17 protein-coding genes are annotated in these 19,594 nt (G+C 29.8%); 10 read left to right on the plus strand and 7 right to left on the minus strand.

What is annotated here, in order from left to right; translation table 11 throughout:
- Nucleotides 1-70 precede the first annotated feature (70 nt).
- Nucleotides 71-1,825, minus strand: a complete 1,755-nt coding sequence (locus MPF19_RS08980) for an ABC transporter ATP-binding protein (RefSeq protein ID WP_249987873.1) — start codon at nt 1,823-1,825, stop codon at nt 71-73.
- A gap of 194 nt (nt 1,826-2,019) precedes the next feature.
- Between MPF19_RS08980 and nusB the strand changes: the two genes are divergently transcribed.
- The 8 genes from nusB to MPF19_RS09020 all read left to right on the plus strand — a co-directional run bounded on the left by nusB (nt 2,020) and on the right by MPF19_RS09020 (nt 8,519).
- A complete protein-coding gene (gene nusB / locus MPF19_RS08985; RefSeq protein WP_249987875.1) occupies nt 2,020-2,958 on the plus strand; it encodes a transcription antitermination factor NusB in 939 nt (312 codons plus the stop codon).
- A 51-nt stretch (nt 2,959-3,009) separates the two neighbouring features.
- Entirely contained in the window at nt 3,010-3,471 is a 462-nt protein-coding gene (locus tag MPF19_RS08990) for a DUF1573 domain-containing protein (RefSeq protein ID WP_203392159.1), read from the plus strand.
- 5 nt (nt 3,472-3,476) lie between these two features.
- A complete protein-coding gene (yajC, locus tag MPF19_RS08995; protein ID WP_203392160.1) occupies nt 3,477-3,797 on the plus strand; it encodes a preprotein translocase subunit YajC in 321 nt (106 codons plus the stop codon).
- A gap of 106 nt (nt 3,798-3,903) precedes the next feature.
- A complete protein-coding gene (locus MPF19_RS09000; protein ID WP_249987876.1) occupies nt 3,904-4,842 on the plus strand; it encodes a CdaR family protein in 939 nt (312 codons plus the stop codon).
- Between the two features lies 1 nt (nt 4,843).
- The gene (gene coaE / locus MPF19_RS09005; protein ID WP_203392161.1) at nt 4,844-5,434 is read left to right on the plus strand and encodes a dephospho-CoA kinase; all 591 of its coding nucleotides are present in this window, start codon (nt 4,844-4,846) and stop codon (nt 5,432-5,434) included.
- A 109-nt stretch (nt 5,435-5,543) separates the two neighbouring features.
- Nucleotides 5,544-7,112, plus strand: a complete 1,569-nt coding sequence (locus tag MPF19_RS09010; protein ID WP_203392162.1) for a sensor histidine kinase — start codon at nt 5,544-5,546, stop codon at nt 7,110-7,112.
- An 11-nt stretch (nt 7,113-7,123) separates the two neighbouring features.
- The gene (locus tag MPF19_RS09015; protein WP_203392163.1) at nt 7,124-7,825 is read left to right on the plus strand and encodes a response regulator transcription factor; all 702 of its coding nucleotides are present in this window, start codon (nt 7,124-7,126) and stop codon (nt 7,823-7,825) included.
- A 73-nt stretch (nt 7,826-7,898) separates the two neighbouring features.
- Nucleotides 7,899-8,519, plus strand: a complete 621-nt coding sequence (locus tag MPF19_RS09020; RefSeq protein ID WP_249987877.1) for an L-threonylcarbamoyladenylate synthase — start codon at nt 7,899-7,901, stop codon at nt 8,517-8,519.
- Nucleotides 8,520-8,813: 294 nt separating this feature from the next.
- On the opposite strand, the gene MPF19_RS09025 is transcribed toward MPF19_RS09020, so the two are convergent.
- Together MPF19_RS09025 and MPF19_RS09030 are read right to left on the minus strand one after the other, a co-directional pair.
- Nucleotides 8,814-9,812: a glycosyltransferase family 2 protein gene (locus MPF19_RS09025; protein WP_203392165.1), complete on the minus strand. Its 999-nt coding sequence runs from the start codon at nt 9,810-9,812 to the stop codon at nt 8,814-8,816.
- A 159-nt stretch (nt 9,813-9,971) separates the two neighbouring features.
- Nucleotides 9,972-10,415 (minus strand): type I restriction enzyme HsdR N-terminal domain-containing protein, encoded by a 444-nt coding sequence (locus MPF19_RS09030; protein ID WP_203392166.1) that lies wholly within the window; start codon nt 10,413-10,415, stop codon nt 9,972-9,974.
- A 17-nt stretch (nt 10,416-10,432) separates the two neighbouring features.
- On the opposite strand from MPF19_RS09030, the gene holA reads away from it, so the two are divergent.
- Nucleotides 10,433-11,434, plus strand: coding sequence for a DNA polymerase III subunit delta (gene holA, locus MPF19_RS09035; protein WP_249987879.1), 1,002 nt, complete (start codon nt 10,433-10,435; stop codon nt 11,432-11,434).
- 1 nt (nt 11,435) lies between these two features.
- Nucleotides 11,436-11,888, plus strand: coding sequence for a DUF1569 domain-containing protein (locus MPF19_RS09040; protein WP_249987880.1), 453 nt, complete (start codon nt 11,436-11,438; stop codon nt 11,886-11,888).
- A gap of 398 nt (nt 11,889-12,286) precedes the next feature.
- Here the strand turns inward: MPF19_RS09040 and MPF19_RS09045 are convergent, their stop codons facing one another.
- The 4 genes from MPF19_RS09045 to MPF19_RS09060 all read right to left on the minus strand — a co-directional run bounded on the left by MPF19_RS09045 (nt 12,287) and on the right by MPF19_RS09060 (nt 19,586).
- Nucleotides 12,287-15,055 carry an alpha-amylase family glycosyl hydrolase gene (locus MPF19_RS09045; protein ID WP_249987882.1) on the minus strand — a complete coding sequence of 923 codons (2,769 nt, stop codon included), beginning with the start codon at nt 15,053-15,055 and terminating at the stop codon, nt 12,287-12,289.
- A gap of 61 nt (nt 15,056-15,116) precedes the next feature.
- The gene (locus tag MPF19_RS09050; protein WP_249987883.1) at nt 15,117-16,793 is read right to left on the minus strand and encodes a SusE domain-containing protein; all 1,677 of its coding nucleotides are present in this window, start codon (nt 16,791-16,793) and stop codon (nt 15,117-15,119) included.
- A gap of 21 nt (nt 16,794-16,814) precedes the next feature.
- On the minus strand, nt 16,815-17,954 hold the full coding sequence (locus MPF19_RS09055; protein WP_203392171.1) for a SusE domain-containing protein: 1,140 nt from the start codon (nt 17,952-17,954) through the stop codon (nt 16,815-16,817).
- Between the two features lie 18 nt (nt 17,955-17,972).
- Nucleotides 17,973-19,586 carry a RagB/SusD family nutrient uptake outer membrane protein gene (locus MPF19_RS09060; protein ID WP_203392172.1) on the minus strand — a complete coding sequence of 538 codons (1,614 nt, stop codon included), beginning with the start codon at nt 19,584-19,586 and terminating at the stop codon, nt 17,973-17,975.
- Nucleotides 19,587-19,594: the final 8 nt, after the last annotated feature.

A 19,594-nucleotide genomic window follows, 5' to 3' on the forward strand; every position in this document is an offset into this window, starting at 1 on the left:
AATAGTAATTATAATATGTTTTTTATACTTAACAAATCTAACAAAATATTTTATGTAGCAAGGTTAAAGATTAAATTTCTTTTTCTAAAAGTTGTTGCTCATACAAATCTTTATAATATCCTTCTTGCGTTATTAGTTGATTATGAGTTCCTTGTTGTGTAATTTTACCGTTGTCTAAAACAATAATTTTATCAGCATTTTTAGCAGAAGAAATTCTATGACTTATAATAAAAGTAGTTATATTTTTTGAAATTCGTTCTAAATTAGATAAGATTCTTTCCTCGGTTTCTGTGTCTACAGCAGACAAACAATCATCAAAAATTAAAATCTTAGGTTTTTTAATAATTGCCCTTGCAATAGAAACACGCTGTTTTTGTCCGCCAGAAAGGGTAACTCCACGTTCTCCTAATATGGTTTTATATCCTTTAGGAAAATCGATAATGTTTTTATGTACATCTGCATTTTTAGCCGCCGTAATAATTTCTTCTTCTGTAGCGTCTTCTTTACCAAATTTAATATTGTCTTCTATCGTTTCCGAAAATAAAAACGGATCTTGGGGTACAAAACCAATCTGACTTCTAACAGCATCTAAATTGGCTTCTTTAATAGGTGTATCGTCTAATAAAATGGTTCCTTTTTTGGTGTCATATAATCTAGATATGAGTTCAATAATAGTAGATTTTCCAGAACCAGTTTTTCCTAAAATAGCAATTGTTTCTCCAGATTTTACAGAGAAATTAACGTTTTTTAAAGCCGTAATATTTGTATCATCATACGTAAAAGTAACATCTTTAAAAGTAACGTTTCCTTTTAATTCAGAGTAAGAAGTATTGGTGTTTTGTATTTCTGGTACTTGCTTTAGAAATTCATTAATTCTTGCTTGCGAAGCTTCAGCTTGCTGTACCATAGAAGTAACCCAACCAACAACAGCAACAGGCCAAGTTAAAATATTTACATATAACATAAACTCTATAATAGTACCTATCTGTATTTCTCCATTTATATATAGTGTTCCACCAACGTAGATTACTAGTAAATTACTGATACCAATTAAAAAAATCATTAACGGAAAAAATAAGGCATTTGCTTTTTGAAGGTGAATATTTTTTTCCTTGCTTTCATCGGCAATTTTATCGAAGTCTTTTATTATAGAAGCTTCAATTCCGTAAGATTTTACCACATTAATACCAGAGAAAAACTCTTGATTAAAAGTGGTCAGTTTTGATAGATATTGTTGAACAACGGTACTTCTTTTATGTATTACTTTACTTAAAACGAAAATAGAAATGGATAATAAAGGAAAAGGAATTAGGGTGTACATGGTTAATTTTACATTAATACTCATCATCTGAGTAAAACCAACAGCAAATAATACAATCATATTCATACTGTACATAATTGCTGGCCCAACATACATTCTTACTTTAGAGACATCTTCAGAAATACGATTCATTAAATCTCCCGTTCTGTTTTTCTTATAAAAATTAAGTGATAATCTTTGGTATTGTTGATAAATTTCGTTCTTAAGATCAAATTCTATCAACCTAGAAGTAACAATAATCGTTTGTCTCATTAAAAAAGTGAAGATACCTGACAAAAGAACAGCTCCAATAATTATTAGAATGTTAATTAATAACTGATGCTGTACAATGTTTAAATCTGTAACATTTCCTGCTTGATAATCTTCAACAATATTTAAAGAATCACCAATTATTTGCGGAACTTTTAAAGCTAAAAATTTTGATAAAATGGTTGCTAATAATCCAATTAATAAGCGCCATTTATATTTAGAAAAGTATTTATTTACGTGCCTTAGTTCTTTCAATCAATACTGAATTTTAAAAAATAAAATTACAATTAATAAAGTGTTTGTAAAATATTTTTTTGTTAAAAAAGTGAAAGCACAAAGATACACGTTTAAGGATAGAATTAAATCTTAAAAAAGAATTAAAAAGGTAGTCGAATAAAAGTAAAATAACACTATTTTTGCACCGAAATTTATATATAAGTTCTTTAGAAATGATTAACAGAAGACATATTCGAGTTAAAGTAATGCAATCTGTGTACGCTATGTTACATTCTCATAATGATGATATCATTAAGGAGGAAAAATTTTTAAAACATAGTATTTTAAAAATGTACGATTTGTACGTTTTAAATTTACAGTTATTAGTAGAAGTACAGAAATTAGCCGCTAAAAAAATCGCACTTTCTAAAAACAAAATTCTTGCTACAAAAGAAGATTTAAATCCAAACAACAAGTTTTTAAACAATAAACTGATAAATACCATCGCAGAAAGCGTTAGTATAGAGGGGTATGTTGAGTTAAATGATTTAAGAAATTGGGAAGAAAGTGATGAGTATGTGAAAATTATTTTTGAGAAATTGCAAAAGAGCGATTTGTATAAAAAATATTTAGATACTGTAGAAGATTCTTACAAAGTAGATAAAACTTTTGTTATAGATTTTTTCAAAGAAATTATTGCTCCCGATGAGAAATTAGGAGAGTATTATGAAGATACTATGATTTCTTGGGCAGATGATATTCCTTTTGTAAATACTTGGATAGTAAAAACACTAAGTAAACAAAAAGACAATACCATTTTTGTTTTAGGAAAACTTTATAAAGATAAGGATGATGAAGATTTTGGATCTAAATTGTTTAAGAAAACGGTTTTAAAGAATGCAGAATACGAATTAATTATAGAAGAGAAAACGCCAAACTGGGAAATAGATAGAATTGCTGATATAGATATGATTCTAATAAAAATGGCAATTTCAGAATTTCTAAATTTCCATTCTATACCAACTAGAGTTACTATTAATGAATTTATAGAAATTTCTAAAGATTATTCTACAGAAAAAAGTAGTTACTTTATTAATGGAGTTTTAGATAAAATTTCAAAAGAATTTATAAAAGATAAAAAAATAGTTAAAATTGGTAGAGGCTTACTCTAAACTATTGTTTTCGAAAAATTATTTATTATTTTTACACAAAATTAAATCATAATGAAAAAAATAACAATTTTATTAGCATTTGTAATTACAGCATCTTTTTTTACCGCTTGTAAAGACGGCGGAAGTGCAGTAAAAAAAATTAACAAGGAAAATTTAGACCAAGCATCGTCTAGAGATAATGAAATTAAAAAAGGAACAGCATCTATTTCTTTAGATAAAAAAGTATACGATTTTGGTACTGTAAATGAAGGAGATATTGTAGAAACTAGTTTTTTAGTAACTAATTCTGGTAAAACAGATTTAGTAATTACAAACGCAAAAGGATCTTGTGGTTGTACAGTTCCTACATGGCCTAAAACACCTATTAAACCAGGAGAAACAGGTACTGTTAATGTAAAATTTAACACAAGCGGTAAACCAAACAGACAACAGAAAACAGTAACTTTAACAACGAATACAGAAGCAGGTAGAGAAATCTTAACACTTAAAGGTTCTGTAACACCAAAAGCATAATAATAATGATATCAACTGTAATATTTTTACAAGAAGGAGTAGGTAGTTTAATGAGTATGTTACCTTTTTTAGCAATTATTGTAGTGTTCTATTTTTTTATGATTAGACCACAAATGAATCGCCAAAAAAAGGAAAAAGCTTTTCAGGCTGAAATTAAAAAAGGCGCAAAAGTGGTAACATCTAGTGGAATTCATGGTAAAATAGCAGAAATAAATGCTACAGAAGGTACGGTAACGGTAGAAACAGGAGCAGGGAAAATTAAGTTTGAACGCTCTGCAATTTCTATGGAATTGACCAATAAAAAATTAGCTCCAGCTAAAAAATAAAAATTAAGTTTTAAAAGTATTAAGTGAGCTTTGTCTTTTTAGATACTGCTCACTTTTTTGTTTACATGCTTTTGTGTAGATTGCATAAAATTGAAATATAACCTCCTTGATAAAGAATAAAAAAATATCGAAAAGTTTTATAGGTTTTTTAATAGCATCTATTTTAATGTGGTTTTTAATTACGCTCTCTAAAGAGTATGTTACAACATTAACTTTTCCTGTAAAATACACAAATATTCCACAAGATAAGTTGTTGCAGAAAAAACCAATAAAAGAAATAGATATTATTGTAAAATCGTCTGGATTTAATATTATAAGCTCTAATTTTGGTGATAAAAGTATTGCCTTAAATGCAAATAGTTTACTTAAAAAATCTTCTAGTAAGTATTATTTTTTAACAAGAAATCAGGTAAACACTATTCAAAAACAATTGCCTTCTGGTGTTCAATTACAAGAAATTGTTTTAGATACTATTTACTTAGATATTGGCACTTTAACATCTAAGAAAGTGCCCTTAAAGCCTAATTTAGATATTAATTATCATATTGGTTATGATATTTTAGAGCCTGTAGTTGTAAAACCAGATAGTATTTTAATTTCTGGACCAGAAGCTCAAATAAATAAGATAACATCCATCAATTTAAAATTATTAAAATTAGATGATGTTCGGTCAGATTTCTCGAAACAAGTAGAAATTATATTACCTAAAAACTCGAGTAATATTAAAGTAAAATCAACATTTGCAGCAATAAGTGGTAAAGTAGAAAAATTTACAGAAGGCACTTTAGAAATTCCGTTTTTAGTAAAAAACCTTCCAGAAGGTGTAACTATTACTACACTAAATAAAACTGTAGAAGTTGTTTATGTGGTGGGGCTGTCTAACTTTAATAAAATTGATAAAAACTTTTTTAAAGTTGTTTGTGATTACAATGTTACTAAAGAGAATAACCTGGATTATTTGTTACCCAAAGTAATAGGGAGTCCAGATTATGTTAAAAGTTTTAAAATAATTCCTAATAAAATAGATTTTTTAATTCAAAAATAAAATGGTTGTAGGTTTAACAGGTGGCATTGGTAGTGGTAAAACGACTGTAGCTAATTTTTTTGCTAAATTTGATACAGTTGCTATTTACAATGCAGATTTTGAGGCCAAAAAGTTAATTAATGCTTCCTCAAGAATTAAAGCTAAAATTATTGAGTTTTTTGGTAAAGAATCTTATCAGGATAATCAATTAAATAGACCTTTTATAGCAAACCTTGTTTTTCAGGATAAAAGCAAATTAGCGGCCTTAAATGCAATTGTACACCCAGAGGTTAAAAATCATTTTCAACAATTTGTACATCAGCATGCAAATAAAGAGTATATATTATATGAAAATGCTATTCTTTTTGAAAGTAAAAGTAATTTAAAGTGCGATATTATTATTTCTGTTTATGCTCCTCTAAGTGTTAGAATAGAAAGAACAATGTTAAGAGATCATAGCTCTAAAAAGGATGTGGAAAACAGAATAAAAAACCAATGGTTAGAAGATAAAAAACTACTACAATCTAACTACGTTATTACCAATTTAAGTAAAGAAAATACTGAATTTCAAGTTATTAATATCCATAATATTTTAACAAAAAAATACTGTTGAATTTAATTTTATTCAATAGGATTGTTAAAATACTCTTAAATTTAAAGTAAAGCTGTTAATTTAGGTTAAAAACAATAAATTCAATTTTTGAAAGCCGTAACTTTGATGTATGGGTAAGAAAATGTTTGTTCTTATTGTAGTTTTAATGAGCATTTCTTTAATAGGAATTATTGCTGTGCAGATGTATTGGATAAACAATGCTGTGGCAAGTAAGAATGAACAATTTAAGAATGAAGTTCAAAAATCTTTAGGAGGTGTATCTCAAAAAATCAATGAGAAAGAAAAGGCCTTTTTTGATAAAAAAATGGAGAACTTTTTCGAAAATGTAGGTTTAGCAAATGATGCTCAAATTAGAAATTACCTTTTTCAAGAAATAGATACTACATCGAAAGAGCGATTTTCTTTAGGAACAACCTATTTAGAAGAAAATTTTAAGTTACCAACAGATTTTTTAGATAATGATTCTATTATTGTAAAAAGAGTTACAGGAAGGCAAGATTTTTTTCATTCTAGATTAATTAAAGGTGTAGATAACGCTTTTTCTTCTACAGATGAAAAAAGATACTCTTTTACTAAAAGATTTAAGGAAATTGAAAATGCGTATAATTCTCCATATTTTGAATACTATAAAAAGAATAAACCGATTCATCAAAGAATAAGTAATAATGATTTAAAGGTTACTATAAAAACGGCATTAGCAAAACGAAATATATTTTTAGATTTTAAATATGGGGTTTATAGTAAGGATGGTTTAGCAACAAAACTAAAGTCTGGTTATTATACGATTAATAAAAAGGAGAGCTATCGGTATCCACTTTTTTTTAACGAAAATGGACACGTTGAGTATGAGTTATATGTAACATTTCCGTCTAAAAATGAACACATACTTTCTGGTATTTCAAATATTTTATTACTGTCTTTGTTTTTTATCTTTATTATTATAATTGCCTTTTCAAGTTCTTTATATCAATTGGTAAGACAAAAGAAAATATCAGAAATTAAAACTGATTTTATTAATAACATGACACATGAGTTTAAAACTCCTATAGCTACTATTAATTTAGCTTTAGATTCTATTAAGAATCCTAAGATTATTAATGATAAGGACAAAGTTTTACGATATGTGCAAATGATTAGAGATGAAAATAAAAGAATGCATTCTCAGGTAGAAAATGTCTTAAGAATATCTAGGTTAGAGAAAAATCAATTAGATATTAGTAAGGAAACTATTGATATGCACGACGTAATAGAAGATGCAATAACACACGTAAGCTTATTAATACAAGATAGAAAAGGAACATTAGAGACCCATTTTGAAGCGATTATCACAGAAATTCCAGGGAACGAATTTCATTTAACAAATATAATTGTCAACATATTAGAAAATGGTTTAAAATATTCTGAAGGGGCTCCAAAAATTGAAGTTTATACAGAAAGTACAAATAAGTTCTTTATCTTTAAAGTAAAGGATTATGGAATAGGAATGAGTAAGGCCGTACAAAAAAACGTTTTTGATAAGTTTTATAGAGAGCAAAGAGGAAATATACATGATGTAAAAGGACATGGACTTGGTTTAGCCTATGTAAAAGAAATAGTAGAAAAACATCATGGTACAGTTGTCGTAGAAAGCGAAAAAGGAGTAGGAAGTACATTTACAGTAAAATTACCTTTAATTTAAAAAATATAACAATGGGAAGTAAAAAAATTTTATTAGTTGAAGATGATCCAAATTTTGGAACGGTCTTAAAAGATTATTTAGCATTAAATGATTACAATGTAACTCATGCTAAAGATGGAATAGAAGGATTAATCATGTTTAAAAACAGTGATTATGATTTATGTATATTAGATGTTATGATGCCTCGTAAAGATGGATTTTCTCTTGCACAAGATATTAGAACCACCAATAAAGAAGTGCCAATTATTTTCTTAACAGCAAAAACTTTAAAAGAAGATGTTTTAAGAGGATATGCTGTTGGTGCAGATGATTATTTAAATAAGCCGTTCGATTCGGAAGTATTATTGCATAAAATTAAGGCCATTTTACAACGAAAAGATACAGATAAAACTGCAGAGTCAGAACAATTCGAATTTGTAATTGGAGGTTTTTTCTTCAATTCTAAGTTAAGACATTTATCTGTTGGAAAAGAAGGAGAACCTATTAAATTATCTCCAAAAGAAAGTAAATTGTTACGTATGTTGGCAATTCATAAAAATGATTTAATGCCAAGAGAATTGGCTTTGACAAAAATATGGAGAGACGACAATTATTTTACGTCTAGAAGTATGGATGTTTATATAGCAAAACTACGTAAATACCTAAAACCCGATGAAAAGGTAGAAATTTTAAATATACATGGTGAAGGATTTAGAATGGTAGATAAATCTTAAGAAAATTATAATTTCCCAGAAATAAAAAACTCAACATGATTGTTATCAGGTTGAGTTTTTGTACATTTAATATATGGCAGAATTTATTAAAATATATAATGAGAACCCAAACCAAAAGGAAATAGACAAAGTTGTTAGGGTTTTAAAACGTGGCGGTTTGGTAATTTACCCAACAGATACTGTTTATGGCTTAGGTTGTGATATTACTAATAATAAGGCTTTAGAAAAGATTGCTCAGATTAAAGGTGTAAAGTTAGAAAAAGCTAATTTTTCTTTTATATGCAATAATTTAAGCCATTTATCAGATTATATAAAACAAATAGATAGCGCTACTTTTAAAGTGCTTAAAAGGGCGTTACCAGGTCCTTATACCTTTATTTTACCAGGAAGTAATAATTTACCGAAAGTTTTTAAAAAGAAAAAAACGGTAGGTATTCGTATTCCTGATAATAATATTATTAGAACTTTAGTAGAAGTGTTGGGCAACCCAATAGTGTCTACTTCTATTAGAGATGAAGATGAAGTTTTAGAATATACGACAGATCCAGAATTAATTTTTGAAAAATGGGGTAAGTTAGTAGATATTGTTATTGATGGGGGTTATGGAGATAATCAAGGATCTACGATTATAGATTTTACTGAAGGCTACCCAGAAGTAATAAGAGAAGGCAAAGGGAGTTTAGAAATTTTGTAAAATTAGTTGTAAAGCTTCATTTTTTTTATTTCTATACACGAGAAAAAAAATCTCAAGCGAAAATGATCACGGGCTGTTTTGTTATTTCAACCAAAGAGAGAAATTACTTAATATAGCTCAATTTTCCATTCTCCTCTTTATAAGACATCTCCCAAAAGATAGAAGTGATAGGTTCGTGGAGTTATTTTTATAATTTGAAAAATATAATAATTAGTTAATTTTCTTCTACTTATAAAAGACGTTAATGGTGGTGGTTTTTAAAGTATGAAAAAAAGTATCAAGATTTTTTTACAATTACTTTAAATCATCAAACTTTTTTCTGCCAAGAGCAAAATATTGCCAAACAATACTTGTGTGTAGATTGTACTCTTGTTTCTTTTGTAAAACTCTACGTTTACCTAAAAATTTAAAGAAGTTTTTATAAAAGCTAAAATGTGCTTTAATGATGGCCCAAGTATGTATGGGATTGAACTCTAATAGAAACTTAAGACCTGCAATTCCGTCTAAAATTAAACGAGAAAAAATAACGAATAGAAACCATTTTTTAGGAACATTTTTTACTACATTCAATAAGCTATTTCTAAAGTTTAAATATGTTTTGTGCGGATTTGTTTCTTGCAAAGTGGCTCCGCCAATATGATAAACAGTAGAAGTACCTACGTATTTTACTTTGTAACCTCTATTTTGTGCTCTCCAGCATAAATCTATTTCTTCTTGATGTGCAAAATAATCTTCATCTAAACCACCTAATAGGTGATATACTTTAGATCGAATAAATAGACAAGCTCCTGAAGCCCAAAAAATAGTAGCTTCATCATTAAATTGACCATTATCGGTTTCTAATTCATTAAAAATACGACCTCTACAATAAGGATATCCGTATAAATCTACAAAACCTCCAGCAGCACCCGCATATTCAAATTTTGTTTTGTCTTTAAAATCTAATAATTTAGGTTGAATAATAGCCGTATTTTCTTCACTTTTAAAAACAGAAATAATGGGTTTCAGCCAATTTTCCGTAACCTCAACATCAGAATTTAAGAGGCAATAAATATCTGCATCTATTCTTTTCAAAGCATCATTATACCCTTTTGCATAACCGCCATTTACAATGTTTTCTACAATTTTAACTGAAGGAAAAAATTCTTTCACATATTTAATTGAAGAATCTGTAGAAGCATTGTCTGCTATATAAATATCCGCTTCTTGCGAACTAAAATTCAGAACCGATGGCAAGAACTGTTCTAACAGTTTTTGACCATTCCAATTTAATATGACAATTGCTATTTTCAAGGGTGCAAATTTACATTTTATAAGTTAGTTTAATTCTAATTTTTTCTTAATAAAAACGATAAACTTAACGAAGCTTATATAAGGTTATTATGGCATCGGATATTAGAATTTGTTTCATGTAATGAATTTTAATTTCTGCTATCGCAGGATTTACCAATTTTATTTATAATTAGGTATTTCTTTTAGAAAAATATATGTCTCATTTTCAAAATCCATTTTGCAGTAAAAATGCTCTAAACCATTGGTAACTATTAAAAATGTAGCTTTTAATTTTAAGTTATAACGAGCAATTTGATCAAAAGTATCTTGTGTAATTTTAATAGAAGGTGCTTTGCATTCTACAATAATTTCATGATTTCCTTCTTTATTAAAAACTAAAATGTCAGTTCTTTTTTTGCGATTATTAATGGTTAACTGTTTTTCTAAAGCAATTAAAGAAGTAGGATATTTTTTTTCATCGATCAAAAAATGTACATAATGCTGTCTAACCCATTCTTCTGGAGTTAAAACCATATATTTTTTTCTCAAATTATCAAAAATAAGCGTCTTATTTTCGCTACTTTTGAGCTTGAAGTTATAAGTTGGTAGGTTGAGTTTTTGCATCAGTCAAAAGTAAGAAAATGAACGAAATAAGAAGTATTGTTTCAGAGATAAAGAAAGGGAATATAAAGCCTATTTATTTTTTAATGGGTGATGAGCCTTATTATATTGATAAAATTTCTGATTATATAGAAGAAAATGTTTTAGATGAATCCGAAAAAGGGTTCAATCAGCAAGTAATGTATGGGAGAGATGCTAGTATAGAAGATATTGTTTCTTCGGCAAAACGCTACCCAATGATGGCCGAAAGACAAGTTATCATTGTAAAAGAAGCGCAAGATCTAAGCAGAAATATAGAAAAGTTAGTTTCTTATGCAGAAAATCCGCAACCAACCACTGTTTTAGTTTTTAATTATAAGTACAAAAAATTAGATAAGCGAAAAAAATTGCATAAAGTAATTGCTAAAACGGGCTTAGTTTACGAAAGTAAAAAGCTTTATGAAAATCAGGTTTCAGATTGGATTCGCAGAGTATTAAGTGGTAAAAAATATCAAATAGAGCCGAAAGCTTCTCAAATGTTGGTAGAGTTTTTAGGAACAGATTTAAGTAAAATATCTAATGAATTAGATAAATTAATGCTAATTCTACCTAAAGATACTATAATTGATGACAAACATATTGAAGATAATATTGGTATTTCTAAGGACTTTAATAATTTTGAATTACGAAAATCGGTAGGAGAGAAAAATATTGTAAAAGCGAATAGAATTATAAATTATTTTGCAGAAAACCCAAAAAATAACCCTTTGGTAATGACGATTTCTTTGTTGAATGGTTTTTTTACACAATTGTTATTATTTCATGGTTTAAAAGATAAATCTAAAGGAGGTGTTGCAAAGGCACTTGGTGTGAGTCCGTATTTTGTAGATGAATATTTTTTGGCAGCTAAGAATTATCCGATGCGAAAAGTAGCGCAAGTAATTGCTTTTTTGCGAGATGCAGACGTAAAGAGTAAAGGAGTAGGAGCAAGCCAAACTCAAAAAGATATTTTAAAGGAACTATTATTTAAAATTCTTCATTAATATGAGAAATATTTTTGAGAAAGAAATCACCAATGAAGTTATTAAAAGAATTGATAATTTAACAGCATCCACAAAACCAACTTGGGGTAAAATGTCTGTTTCACAAATGTTATCGCATTGTTCTGTAAGTTATGAAATGGTTTATACGGATAAATATCCAAAGCCAAATGCATTTACCAAATGGATACTAAAGATGTTTGTGAAAAAGATTGTTGTTTCGGAAAAACCGTATGCTAAAAATGGTAAAACCGCTGCTCAATTCATTATTTCTGATGATAAGGAGTTTGAGGTTGAAAAGAAAATTTTAATAGATTATATAACTAAAACGCAAGAATTAGGAGAAGCTTATTTTGAAGGAAAGGAGTCTCATTCTTTTGGGGAGTTAACTGCCGTAGAGTGGAATAATTCGTTCTATAAACATTTAGATCATCATTTAACTCAGTTTGGAGTTTAGGTATAAAATTACTTAACCCGTTTTGATTTTATAAAATTATAGGAAGAACGAATATCGTATTATCGTTTAGAACAAAGAGAGAAATCACATAAAGATACTTAATTATAGGTTTTTCTAAATTGTGAGATTTCTCCTATCGCATAAATGACAAAATTGCACGTCATCATTTCTGCTTGTGAATTTTTTTTCTCGGGTCTCAGAAAGACATCTTGAGTTATAATTTGTTTTACGACATTATAGAATTCATTTGGGATTATAGGTTGAAATAACATTAGGAAGTGTTTTTACTCGAATTGATTGATTTTTTATCAATTATATAACAACTTTATTTATAATATAAAAGCGAACAATAAAATATTTACTGCTCGCTTTCTTAATTAATATCACTAATAATTGTCTTAATTTACAATCAACTTTTTAGTTAAAACTTGATTTTTTGAATCTTCAATTTTTATAAAATAAATACCTTTTTTTAAAGTTGATATTTCAAAGTAATTTGTTTTTATCACTTCATTAGAAAAGGATTTTACTTGTTTTCCAGTAACATCAAAAATGGTAACTTCATTTGTTTTATCAGAAAGAACAAAGTGTGTTTTAGCCGGATTTGGATACAGTTTCATAGAACTTATATCATCAACTGTAAAATCATCCGTAGAAAGAGAAGCAGGATTATTTGCATACACTTTAAATTCTCCGGGTGCTAAAGAAATAGTACTCGTTGTATTGGTAACAGAAATAGTAGCGTTATTTTTTAGTAAATTGTACCAAGTACCCGTTTGTTGAAAAGCAGGAGAAATACTTTGAGTAGTTACGCCAAAGTTTCCTATAATAACAATGTTTTGTATGTCTGAAGCAGCTGCATCTGTTAAGTGAATGGTATTTAATCCGTTGGCATTACCAACATCTAACGTGAAATCTGAAGTCTCAAAAATATTATATTGTAGTTTTAATTTAATTAATTTAGACCAAGTTTCTTTCACAGCTCTTCTGTTTTCGTTTGCTAAATAATTCCATAAAATAGGTTTATTACCCGTTCTTCCATTTTGTTCTATAGAAATATCATAACCCAATTCGCCAAATTGCCAAATCATTTTTGGACCTGGAATAGTAAAATAAAAGGCACCAGCTAATTCTTCTCTTTCTAAAGCGGTATTAAGGTTTTTAATATTGTAGCTACCACTAGAATTACCATATTGTAGATTCTTGTACATTAAACGCTCTTCATCATGGCTTTCCATATAACTTACATTTGCAGGTACAGACCAACCTCTATTTTTATAAGAAATCCAAGAGAAATCTGCATCACTACCAAAGCCCATAGTAGCTTGGTTATATTGATGGTTGTGATTGCCCCAAACCATAATTCCTTTTCCTTCGTCTAATTTATAATTTACCCATTCTGTTTCTTCTGCATTGGTACCTAAATGTTCGAAAATGATATAAAAACTGGGGTCTATTTCCCATTGGTTATCTGCATATTCTTTTAAAACATCAACTCTATCTTGTTGGTAAGCGTTTGTACAATTTTGGTCAGAATCAGAACAGTTTTGAGTAAATCCTTTTGTTAAATCCCAACGGAAACCATCAATTTTATATTCATCAATCCAATATTGAGTAACTCTTTTTACGTAGTCTTTAGTGGCTTGTTTAGCGTGATTAAAATCGTTGAAAACACTGTAAGAATGTGTAGCTGTTTGATTGAAAAAAGGACTATCTACACTTGCTTGTCCTCCATAACCACCATTGTCTGTATTGTACATTCTGTAGTATGGATTTTGGCCAGAAGCATGATTAAAAGCAACATCAATAATTACTGCAATTCCTCTTCTATGGCATTCATCTATAAATTGTTTAAAAGCAGTGGTATTACCATAATATTTGTCTAAAGCCATGTGAAAAGAAGGATTGTAGCCCCAAGATTCATTGCCGTCAAATTCCATAACTGGTAAAAATTCGATTGCATTAATGCCTAATTCTTCTAAATAATCTAATCTTGCTTTTACAGCATCATAAGAATGCAAGGCATCAAAATCTCTTATTAAAAGTTCGTAAATAACTAGGTCTGTTTTTGCAGGTTTTGTAAAAGAAGTGTTTTGCCAAGCATAAGGAGTGTCTCCTGTTTTTAATAAAGTTACTGCGTGGTTTGTTTTTCCTGTTGGATAACTTGGTAAGTTGGGATATGTAGTTGCGTTTATATATTGATCGTTAGATTCATCTAAAATAACGGTAGAGTATGGGTCTGCAACTCTTAAATCGGCATTAATTATATATTGATACATATAATCTGTTTGCGGAGTTAAACCTGTTAATTCAATCCAAAAACGATCTTTAATACTGTCTTTTTTTAATAAATAAGTATTGTTGATTTGCCAGTTGTTAAAACTACCAATTATATGTACAAACTCCTTATTAGGCGCATAAAACACTAAAGTAGCTTTTGTATTGTCTGATGTGTTTAAGTTAATTCCGTCTTTCATACCTGCAGGAACAGCGGCTTCTGAAACCGTTGGTTTTACAATTGCTTGAAACGTTGTGCTTTTTGTTTCTCCGTTATTTGTAGCTTCTAAAATATAAGTAGTATTTTCTGTTACGGTAGGAGTGAAGCTATATGATGTTATGTTATTTTGTTGATTAATAACAGCTCCATTTGCTTTTAAACTAAAGTTTGATGATAACGAAGTTGTTGCAGCAATTGGTAATGTTTCTCCAGAATTTAATATTGTTTTAGTTGTTGCAGGTGAATTTAAGGTTAATTGATAAGCACCAACCTCAAAATATTGGTCTTGAGATTTTTTATCACCAGAACCATCTTTTGCCTTTACTAACATTCCAATTCGTCCAAGACCTGTTCTGTTATAAAAGGTGGTTGGTGTAAAAGTTATAGAGTAAGTGCCATTGTTATTGTTTGTTAGTTTTTGAGCTTCGTTAGAGCTAGACCAGCTTCCGTTTGTTGGAGAATCCATAGAATTGGCATCCTCATTATCATAAGACCAAGACCATAAATAGATATCTGAAACTCCCCATGAAGCAGCTGTAATATTAGATACTGTAATTGTTATGGGATCAGTTTCATTAAAAGTAGCAGGAGAAACAGAAAAAGTAACATTTTGCACCTGGCTAAAAGTAAAACTGGTTATAAATAAGATTAAAAAAGTAATTTTTTTCATAAAAAAGGCTTTTTAAAGACAAAGGCTACCTTAAGGGTAGCCTTTGTAAAGTTTTATAAAATTATTGAACAGTTACTGTTCCTTTATTATAGTCTACAGTAATCGTATATGTACCATCTCCAGGAGATTTTACATTATTTTCATCTTCTCTAACAATCATACCAGGGTATGTTTTACTCTCTCCCCAATCATTATCCCAAGCTCCTTGTTGCGGTAAGAACTTAAATTCATCTGTAGATGTTAAAGTTTGAGTTAATTCAAACAATCCTTCAGATACTTTTGTGAAAGCAGGAGCTGTTGCATTGTCCCAACCATTTGGAGAACCTACTAAATAAAGATTTGTAGGGATTTCTAAAAGATTAAAAGTTAAAGTATTAAAATCTAGGGTAACCATATAAGTACCTGCATTTTCTACTTTAATATTTTGTTCTTCATCTAATTCTAAAGTTCCAGCAGTCGTTTTATTTTCTCCCCAATCTCCGTCCCAAGAGCCAGATGTTGGTAATAATTTAAATTCATCATTTGCAGAAAAAGCTTGAACTTTTACAAAAACTCCATTTCCAGAGGTGTTAAATTGTTGCGTAGCATCGGCATTATTCCAACCATTGTGAGCACCTACCATAAACATGGTGTCTATGTTTTGTAATCTAAAACTAAGTGTATTAAAGTCTATCATAACCAAATACGTACCTGTTGTTGTAACTTTTATGTTTTGTTCTCCTTCTTGCACTATTTTACCAACATTATTTGGGTCTTCACCATAATCTCCATCCCAAGCGCCAGAAGTTGGTAATAATTTAAACTCATCACCTGCAGAAAAAGCTTGTACTTTAGTAAATACACCATTTCCAGTAGTATAAAGTTTTTGTGTGGCATCAGCATTGTTCCATTCATTATGGGCACCTACCATAAATAAATTATCTGGTATTGCTGCTTTAAAGGCAGTTAAGGCAATGGTTATAGCATCTGAAGTTCTTTCTAAATCTCCTGAAGCCGATTTTGCAATTGCTTTAATTCTAAAATCGAAGTTTGTGGCAACATCTGCAACTCCTCCATTGGCAATTACTAAATCATTTAAGTCTTTATAAGAAATTTCGAATGTTGTAGAAGTTGATGAACCAATATTTGCAAGCGCAGCAAAACTTGTTCCTGCTTCTGCCATTTCTATTTCATAACTAATAGCTAAACTACTTGTCTCTCCAATTTCAGGATCGTCCCAAGTAATAGTTAAAGCTGTTTCATCAGGATTCACATCTGTTAATACTTGAGAAAAAGTATTATCTGGGCTCGTAATTACTGGTGGTTTCACTGCAAATTTAGAAATTTGAAATAAAATTACATTAGACATTGAGCTACCTGTAGATAATCTTACATAGATTGGTGTATCTGTATAAGATTTTACATCCGTATTTTCTAAAGCTTTATTTAATTCAGCAACGGTTATGGTAAAGTTCTTTTTATCTGTTGTACCTAATTGAATAGGAGCATCAAAAGTACTTTCTAAATCCATTTCTACGGTATAGGTTGCAGAAGGATTAATTTCATCGATCCAAGTAATTGTAAACGCAGGGTTATCTAATAATTCTGAATTTAAAAACACGGTACTAATTCCTGGTGTTACTAACTCAAAAACAGCATCTGGACTTGTTATTGTTAAGCTCTCTTCTGTCTCACAAGCACCTAAAAAAAGTGTTAGTGATAAAAATAAGTAGCTTAATCTTTTTATATAAGTTTTCATTTTTTATCTATTTTTAAGTTATTATAAATTTAAAGGAATTAAGATATAACGACCAGTTAAATCATTAAACCAAACATCATAATCATCTTCTACAATTACTGGTATTGCACCACCACCATCGGTTGCTACACCAGAAAAAGAAGTAGAGCTTCCCCATTTAGCACTAGCACCTGTAACAAATTCTACTTCGCCAGGAGTTAAATGTATTTTAGTAGCAAACCAAATATGACCATCAAAAGCAAGAGGTGTCATTGCTGTGTTGGCAATACTAGATCCTTGTATTTCTAATGATGTAGGACTTATAATTCCTGCTTCATTAAAAGATTCTATAGAAAACTCTTTAGAAGCAAAGTTTATTTTAAAAGTATAAAAACCATCAGATTTTACACCAAATCTTCCTGGATCGGCTTCTTGTGTTGCAGGGTTACCAGCAATATCTCCTTCAGTTTCTATTGGGTCTTCGTTATCTGGGTATGTAGTTCCCCATTGATTAGTCCATTCTCCTTTCGTTTCAATAACTTTAAATCTTCCTTCACCATCATCGGCAGAAGATTTTGAGAAATAACCAGTATAGTAAAAAGTATTACTATCTGTTTCGTCTCTAAATAAAGCGGGATTGTTACCTGTAGCTAAATTATCCCAACCAGGTGCAGTTGCATTACCTACTAAATAATAATCATTAAAAGAGTAATTAAAGTAAGGGTATACACTAAATTGAACTGTATTTGATGCAGCTGTTTCGCTATTTTGAGTTCCTAAAGAAGAAACAATTCTTATATAGATGTCTGACCAATTAAATGGATTGATTCCTGCGTTACCTGCCGCCGCATTTACCTCATTGATAGATAATGTAACCGAAGTTTTACCTGAAATAGTAGACGCAGTAACGGGTTCTGTAAAAGCATCATCTTTAGAAAATTGAATGGCATAATTAACAGCCGCTTGAATTCCATAATCGGCTTCATCCCAATTTAAAGTTAAAGCTGGGTTTGATGTATTTACAGCGTCTAATTCTAATTGTGTGAAATTTAATTCAGCTAGAGTAGGAGCTGTTGGTGCTGATATCGTAAATGTATCAGAAGTGTCATCGCAAGATTGGAAAAATAAAAGTATTAGACCAATGATACTAACTGCTGAAAATCTTTTTATGTTTTTCATCATTTGTAATTTGTTTTTAAATTAATACCCAGTATTTTGAGTTAAATTAGGGTTAGAAGCTAAACTTGCAGTAGGTATTGGGTATACTTTCATGTAAGCTGGTAAAGCAATACCGTTGCTACCGTTTCCTTTCCAAGCCCAATTGTAATTACCTCCAGTAAATTTACCAAATCGAATTAAATCTTGTCTTCTGTGTGCTTCCCAATGTAATTCTCTTGCTCTTTCATCTAAAATAAAATCTAACGAAATGTCTGATGCTGTTAGGTTATTTTGAGGATTGTTTGCTCTTGTTCTTAAGGCGTTTATATAAGAGATCATATCTGCATCTGTTCCTCCAGAACCTCCTCTTAAATGAGCTTCTGCGTACATTAAATACACATCTGCTAATCTAAATAAAGGGAAATCTGTATCTACAAAAGTTTGATCTGATCCAAAGGTTCCTGTAGAGGTAGCATTCGAATATTTTTCTATTACATACCCTTGGTCTTTATCAGAAATGTCTGTAATATCAATACTTCTAGTTCCAGAAATAATGGTATTTCTAGTATCTCCAGAAAAAATACCGCCATTAAATAATTCTGCAAATTGTTTTCGAATTCTTAAAGCGCCTCCCCAACCTGCGGCACCAACACCTAAAGGAATTCCGTTTGCTTCTAAACTCCCTATTTCACCATTTACCATTACTGTTGTTGGTCCGTAGTTCTGTGTGATTAAACCATCTGAAATTAAGGGGAAAATAATTTCATTATTAGCAGAGTTCGTGTTGTTATCTGCCATAAATAAATGTGTATAATTGGTTGCTAAAGAAAATCCACCACCTAAAATTTTTGTACATTCAGCTAAACATTCTGTATATTTTGGCTCACCAATATAAACATCTGCATTTAAGTATATTTTAGCTAAAATCATCCACGCAACTGCTTTGTCTGCTCTACCATGTAGATTAGTTCTTGGAGCCATTAAATCTGCATCAATTGCTAATAATTCACTTTCTATAAATGTAAATAATTCCGCTCTATCCGCTTGCGGAGGATTAAAACCAGCAATTGGGTCAGTTTCTATAACCATAGGAGCTTTACCGTACAAGTCCATTAAGTTATAATAAGACAAAGCTCTTAACAAACGGGCTTCTGCTCTATAAGTAACAATGTCTGCTTTTGTATTGGCAGATACGTTTCTTGCATTTAATTTTTCTGGGGTTGTTTCTCTTAAGAAATTGTTAGCAAATGCTACGGTTACCATCGCTCTACTAAACATACCTAATATTACTGGATTTTGTGCAGTCCAAATATTACGTTGAATTTCTCTTGTACCAGGGTCATTCTCATAAGACCAAATCATTTGGTCTGCAGAAAGAGTTTGCAAATACAATAATGTTCTACCATATTGACTAGTACCTGCATCTAAACCTTTAATATTAGAACTTTCTGGACCATCAACTCCGGTTAAAGATAAGTTGGCATAAGTTCCGGCTAATACTTCTAAATAAGCGCTTTCATTTTCAAAAAGTGCTTCGCTTAAAACCGTTTGATCATCTTCTGGTACAATATTTAAATCGTTTGTACAAGAAGTAACTACTGATGTTAACAAAATAACAACGAATAGATTTTTTATTGTTTTTATATATTTTTTCATCTTGTTTT

The organism is Polaribacter sp. Z014, assembly GCF_023555435.1.
In the GTDB taxonomy this organism is placed as follows: Bacteria; Bacteroidota; Bacteroidia; order Flavobacteriales; family Flavobacteriaceae; genus Polaribacter.

What these genes read in the sequence shown, in the direction of transcription:
- nusB (WP_249987875.1), top strand. Translation starts at nt 2,020, where the DNA reads ATGATTAACAGAAGACATATTCGAGTTAAAGTAATGCAATCTGTGTAC.
- MPF19_RS08990 (WP_203392159.1), top strand. Translation starts at nt 3,010, where the DNA reads ATGAAAAAAATAACAATTTTATTAGCATTTGTAATTACAGCATCTTTT.
- yajC (WP_203392160.1), top strand. Translation starts at nt 3,477, where the DNA reads ATGATATCAACTGTAATATTTTTACAAGAAGGAGTAGGTAGTTTAATG.
- coaE (WP_203392161.1), top strand. Translation starts at nt 4,844, where the DNA reads ATGGTTGTAGGTTTAACAGGTGGCATTGGTAGTGGTAAAACGACTGTA.
- MPF19_RS09010 (WP_203392162.1), top strand. Translation starts at nt 5,544, where the DNA reads ATGGGTAAGAAAATGTTTGTTCTTATTGTAGTTTTAATGAGCATTTCT.
- MPF19_RS09015 (WP_203392163.1), top strand. Translation starts at nt 7,124, where the DNA reads ATGGGAAGTAAAAAAATTTTATTAGTTGAAGATGATCCAAATTTTGGA.
- MPF19_RS09020 (WP_249987877.1), top strand. Translation starts at nt 7,899, where the DNA reads ATGGCAGAATTTATTAAAATATATAATGAGAACCCAAACCAAAAGGAA.
- MPF19_RS09030 (WP_203392166.1), bottom strand. Translation starts at nt 10,415, where the DNA reads ATGCAAAAACTCAACCTACCAACTTATAACTTCAAGCTCAAAAGTAGC.
- holA (WP_249987879.1), top strand. Translation starts at nt 10,433, where the DNA reads ATGAACGAAATAAGAAGTATTGTTTCAGAGATAAAGAAAGGGAATATA.
- MPF19_RS09040 (WP_249987880.1), top strand. Translation starts at nt 11,436, where the DNA reads ATGAGAAATATTTTTGAGAAAGAAATCACCAATGAAGTTATTAAAAGA.
- MPF19_RS09045 (WP_249987882.1), bottom strand. Translation starts at nt 15,055, where the DNA reads ATGAAAAAAATTACTTTTTTAATCTTATTTATAACCAGTTTTACTTTT.
- MPF19_RS09050 (WP_249987883.1), bottom strand. Translation starts at nt 16,793, where the DNA reads ATGAAAACTTATATAAAAAGATTAAGCTACTTATTTTTATCACTAACA.
- MPF19_RS09055 (WP_203392171.1), bottom strand. Translation starts at nt 17,954, where the DNA reads ATGATGAAAAACATAAAAAGATTTTCAGCAGTTAGTATCATTGGTCTA.
- MPF19_RS09060 (WP_203392172.1), bottom strand. Translation starts at nt 19,586, where the DNA reads ATGAAAAAATATATAAAAACAATAAAAAATCTATTCGTTGTTATTTTG.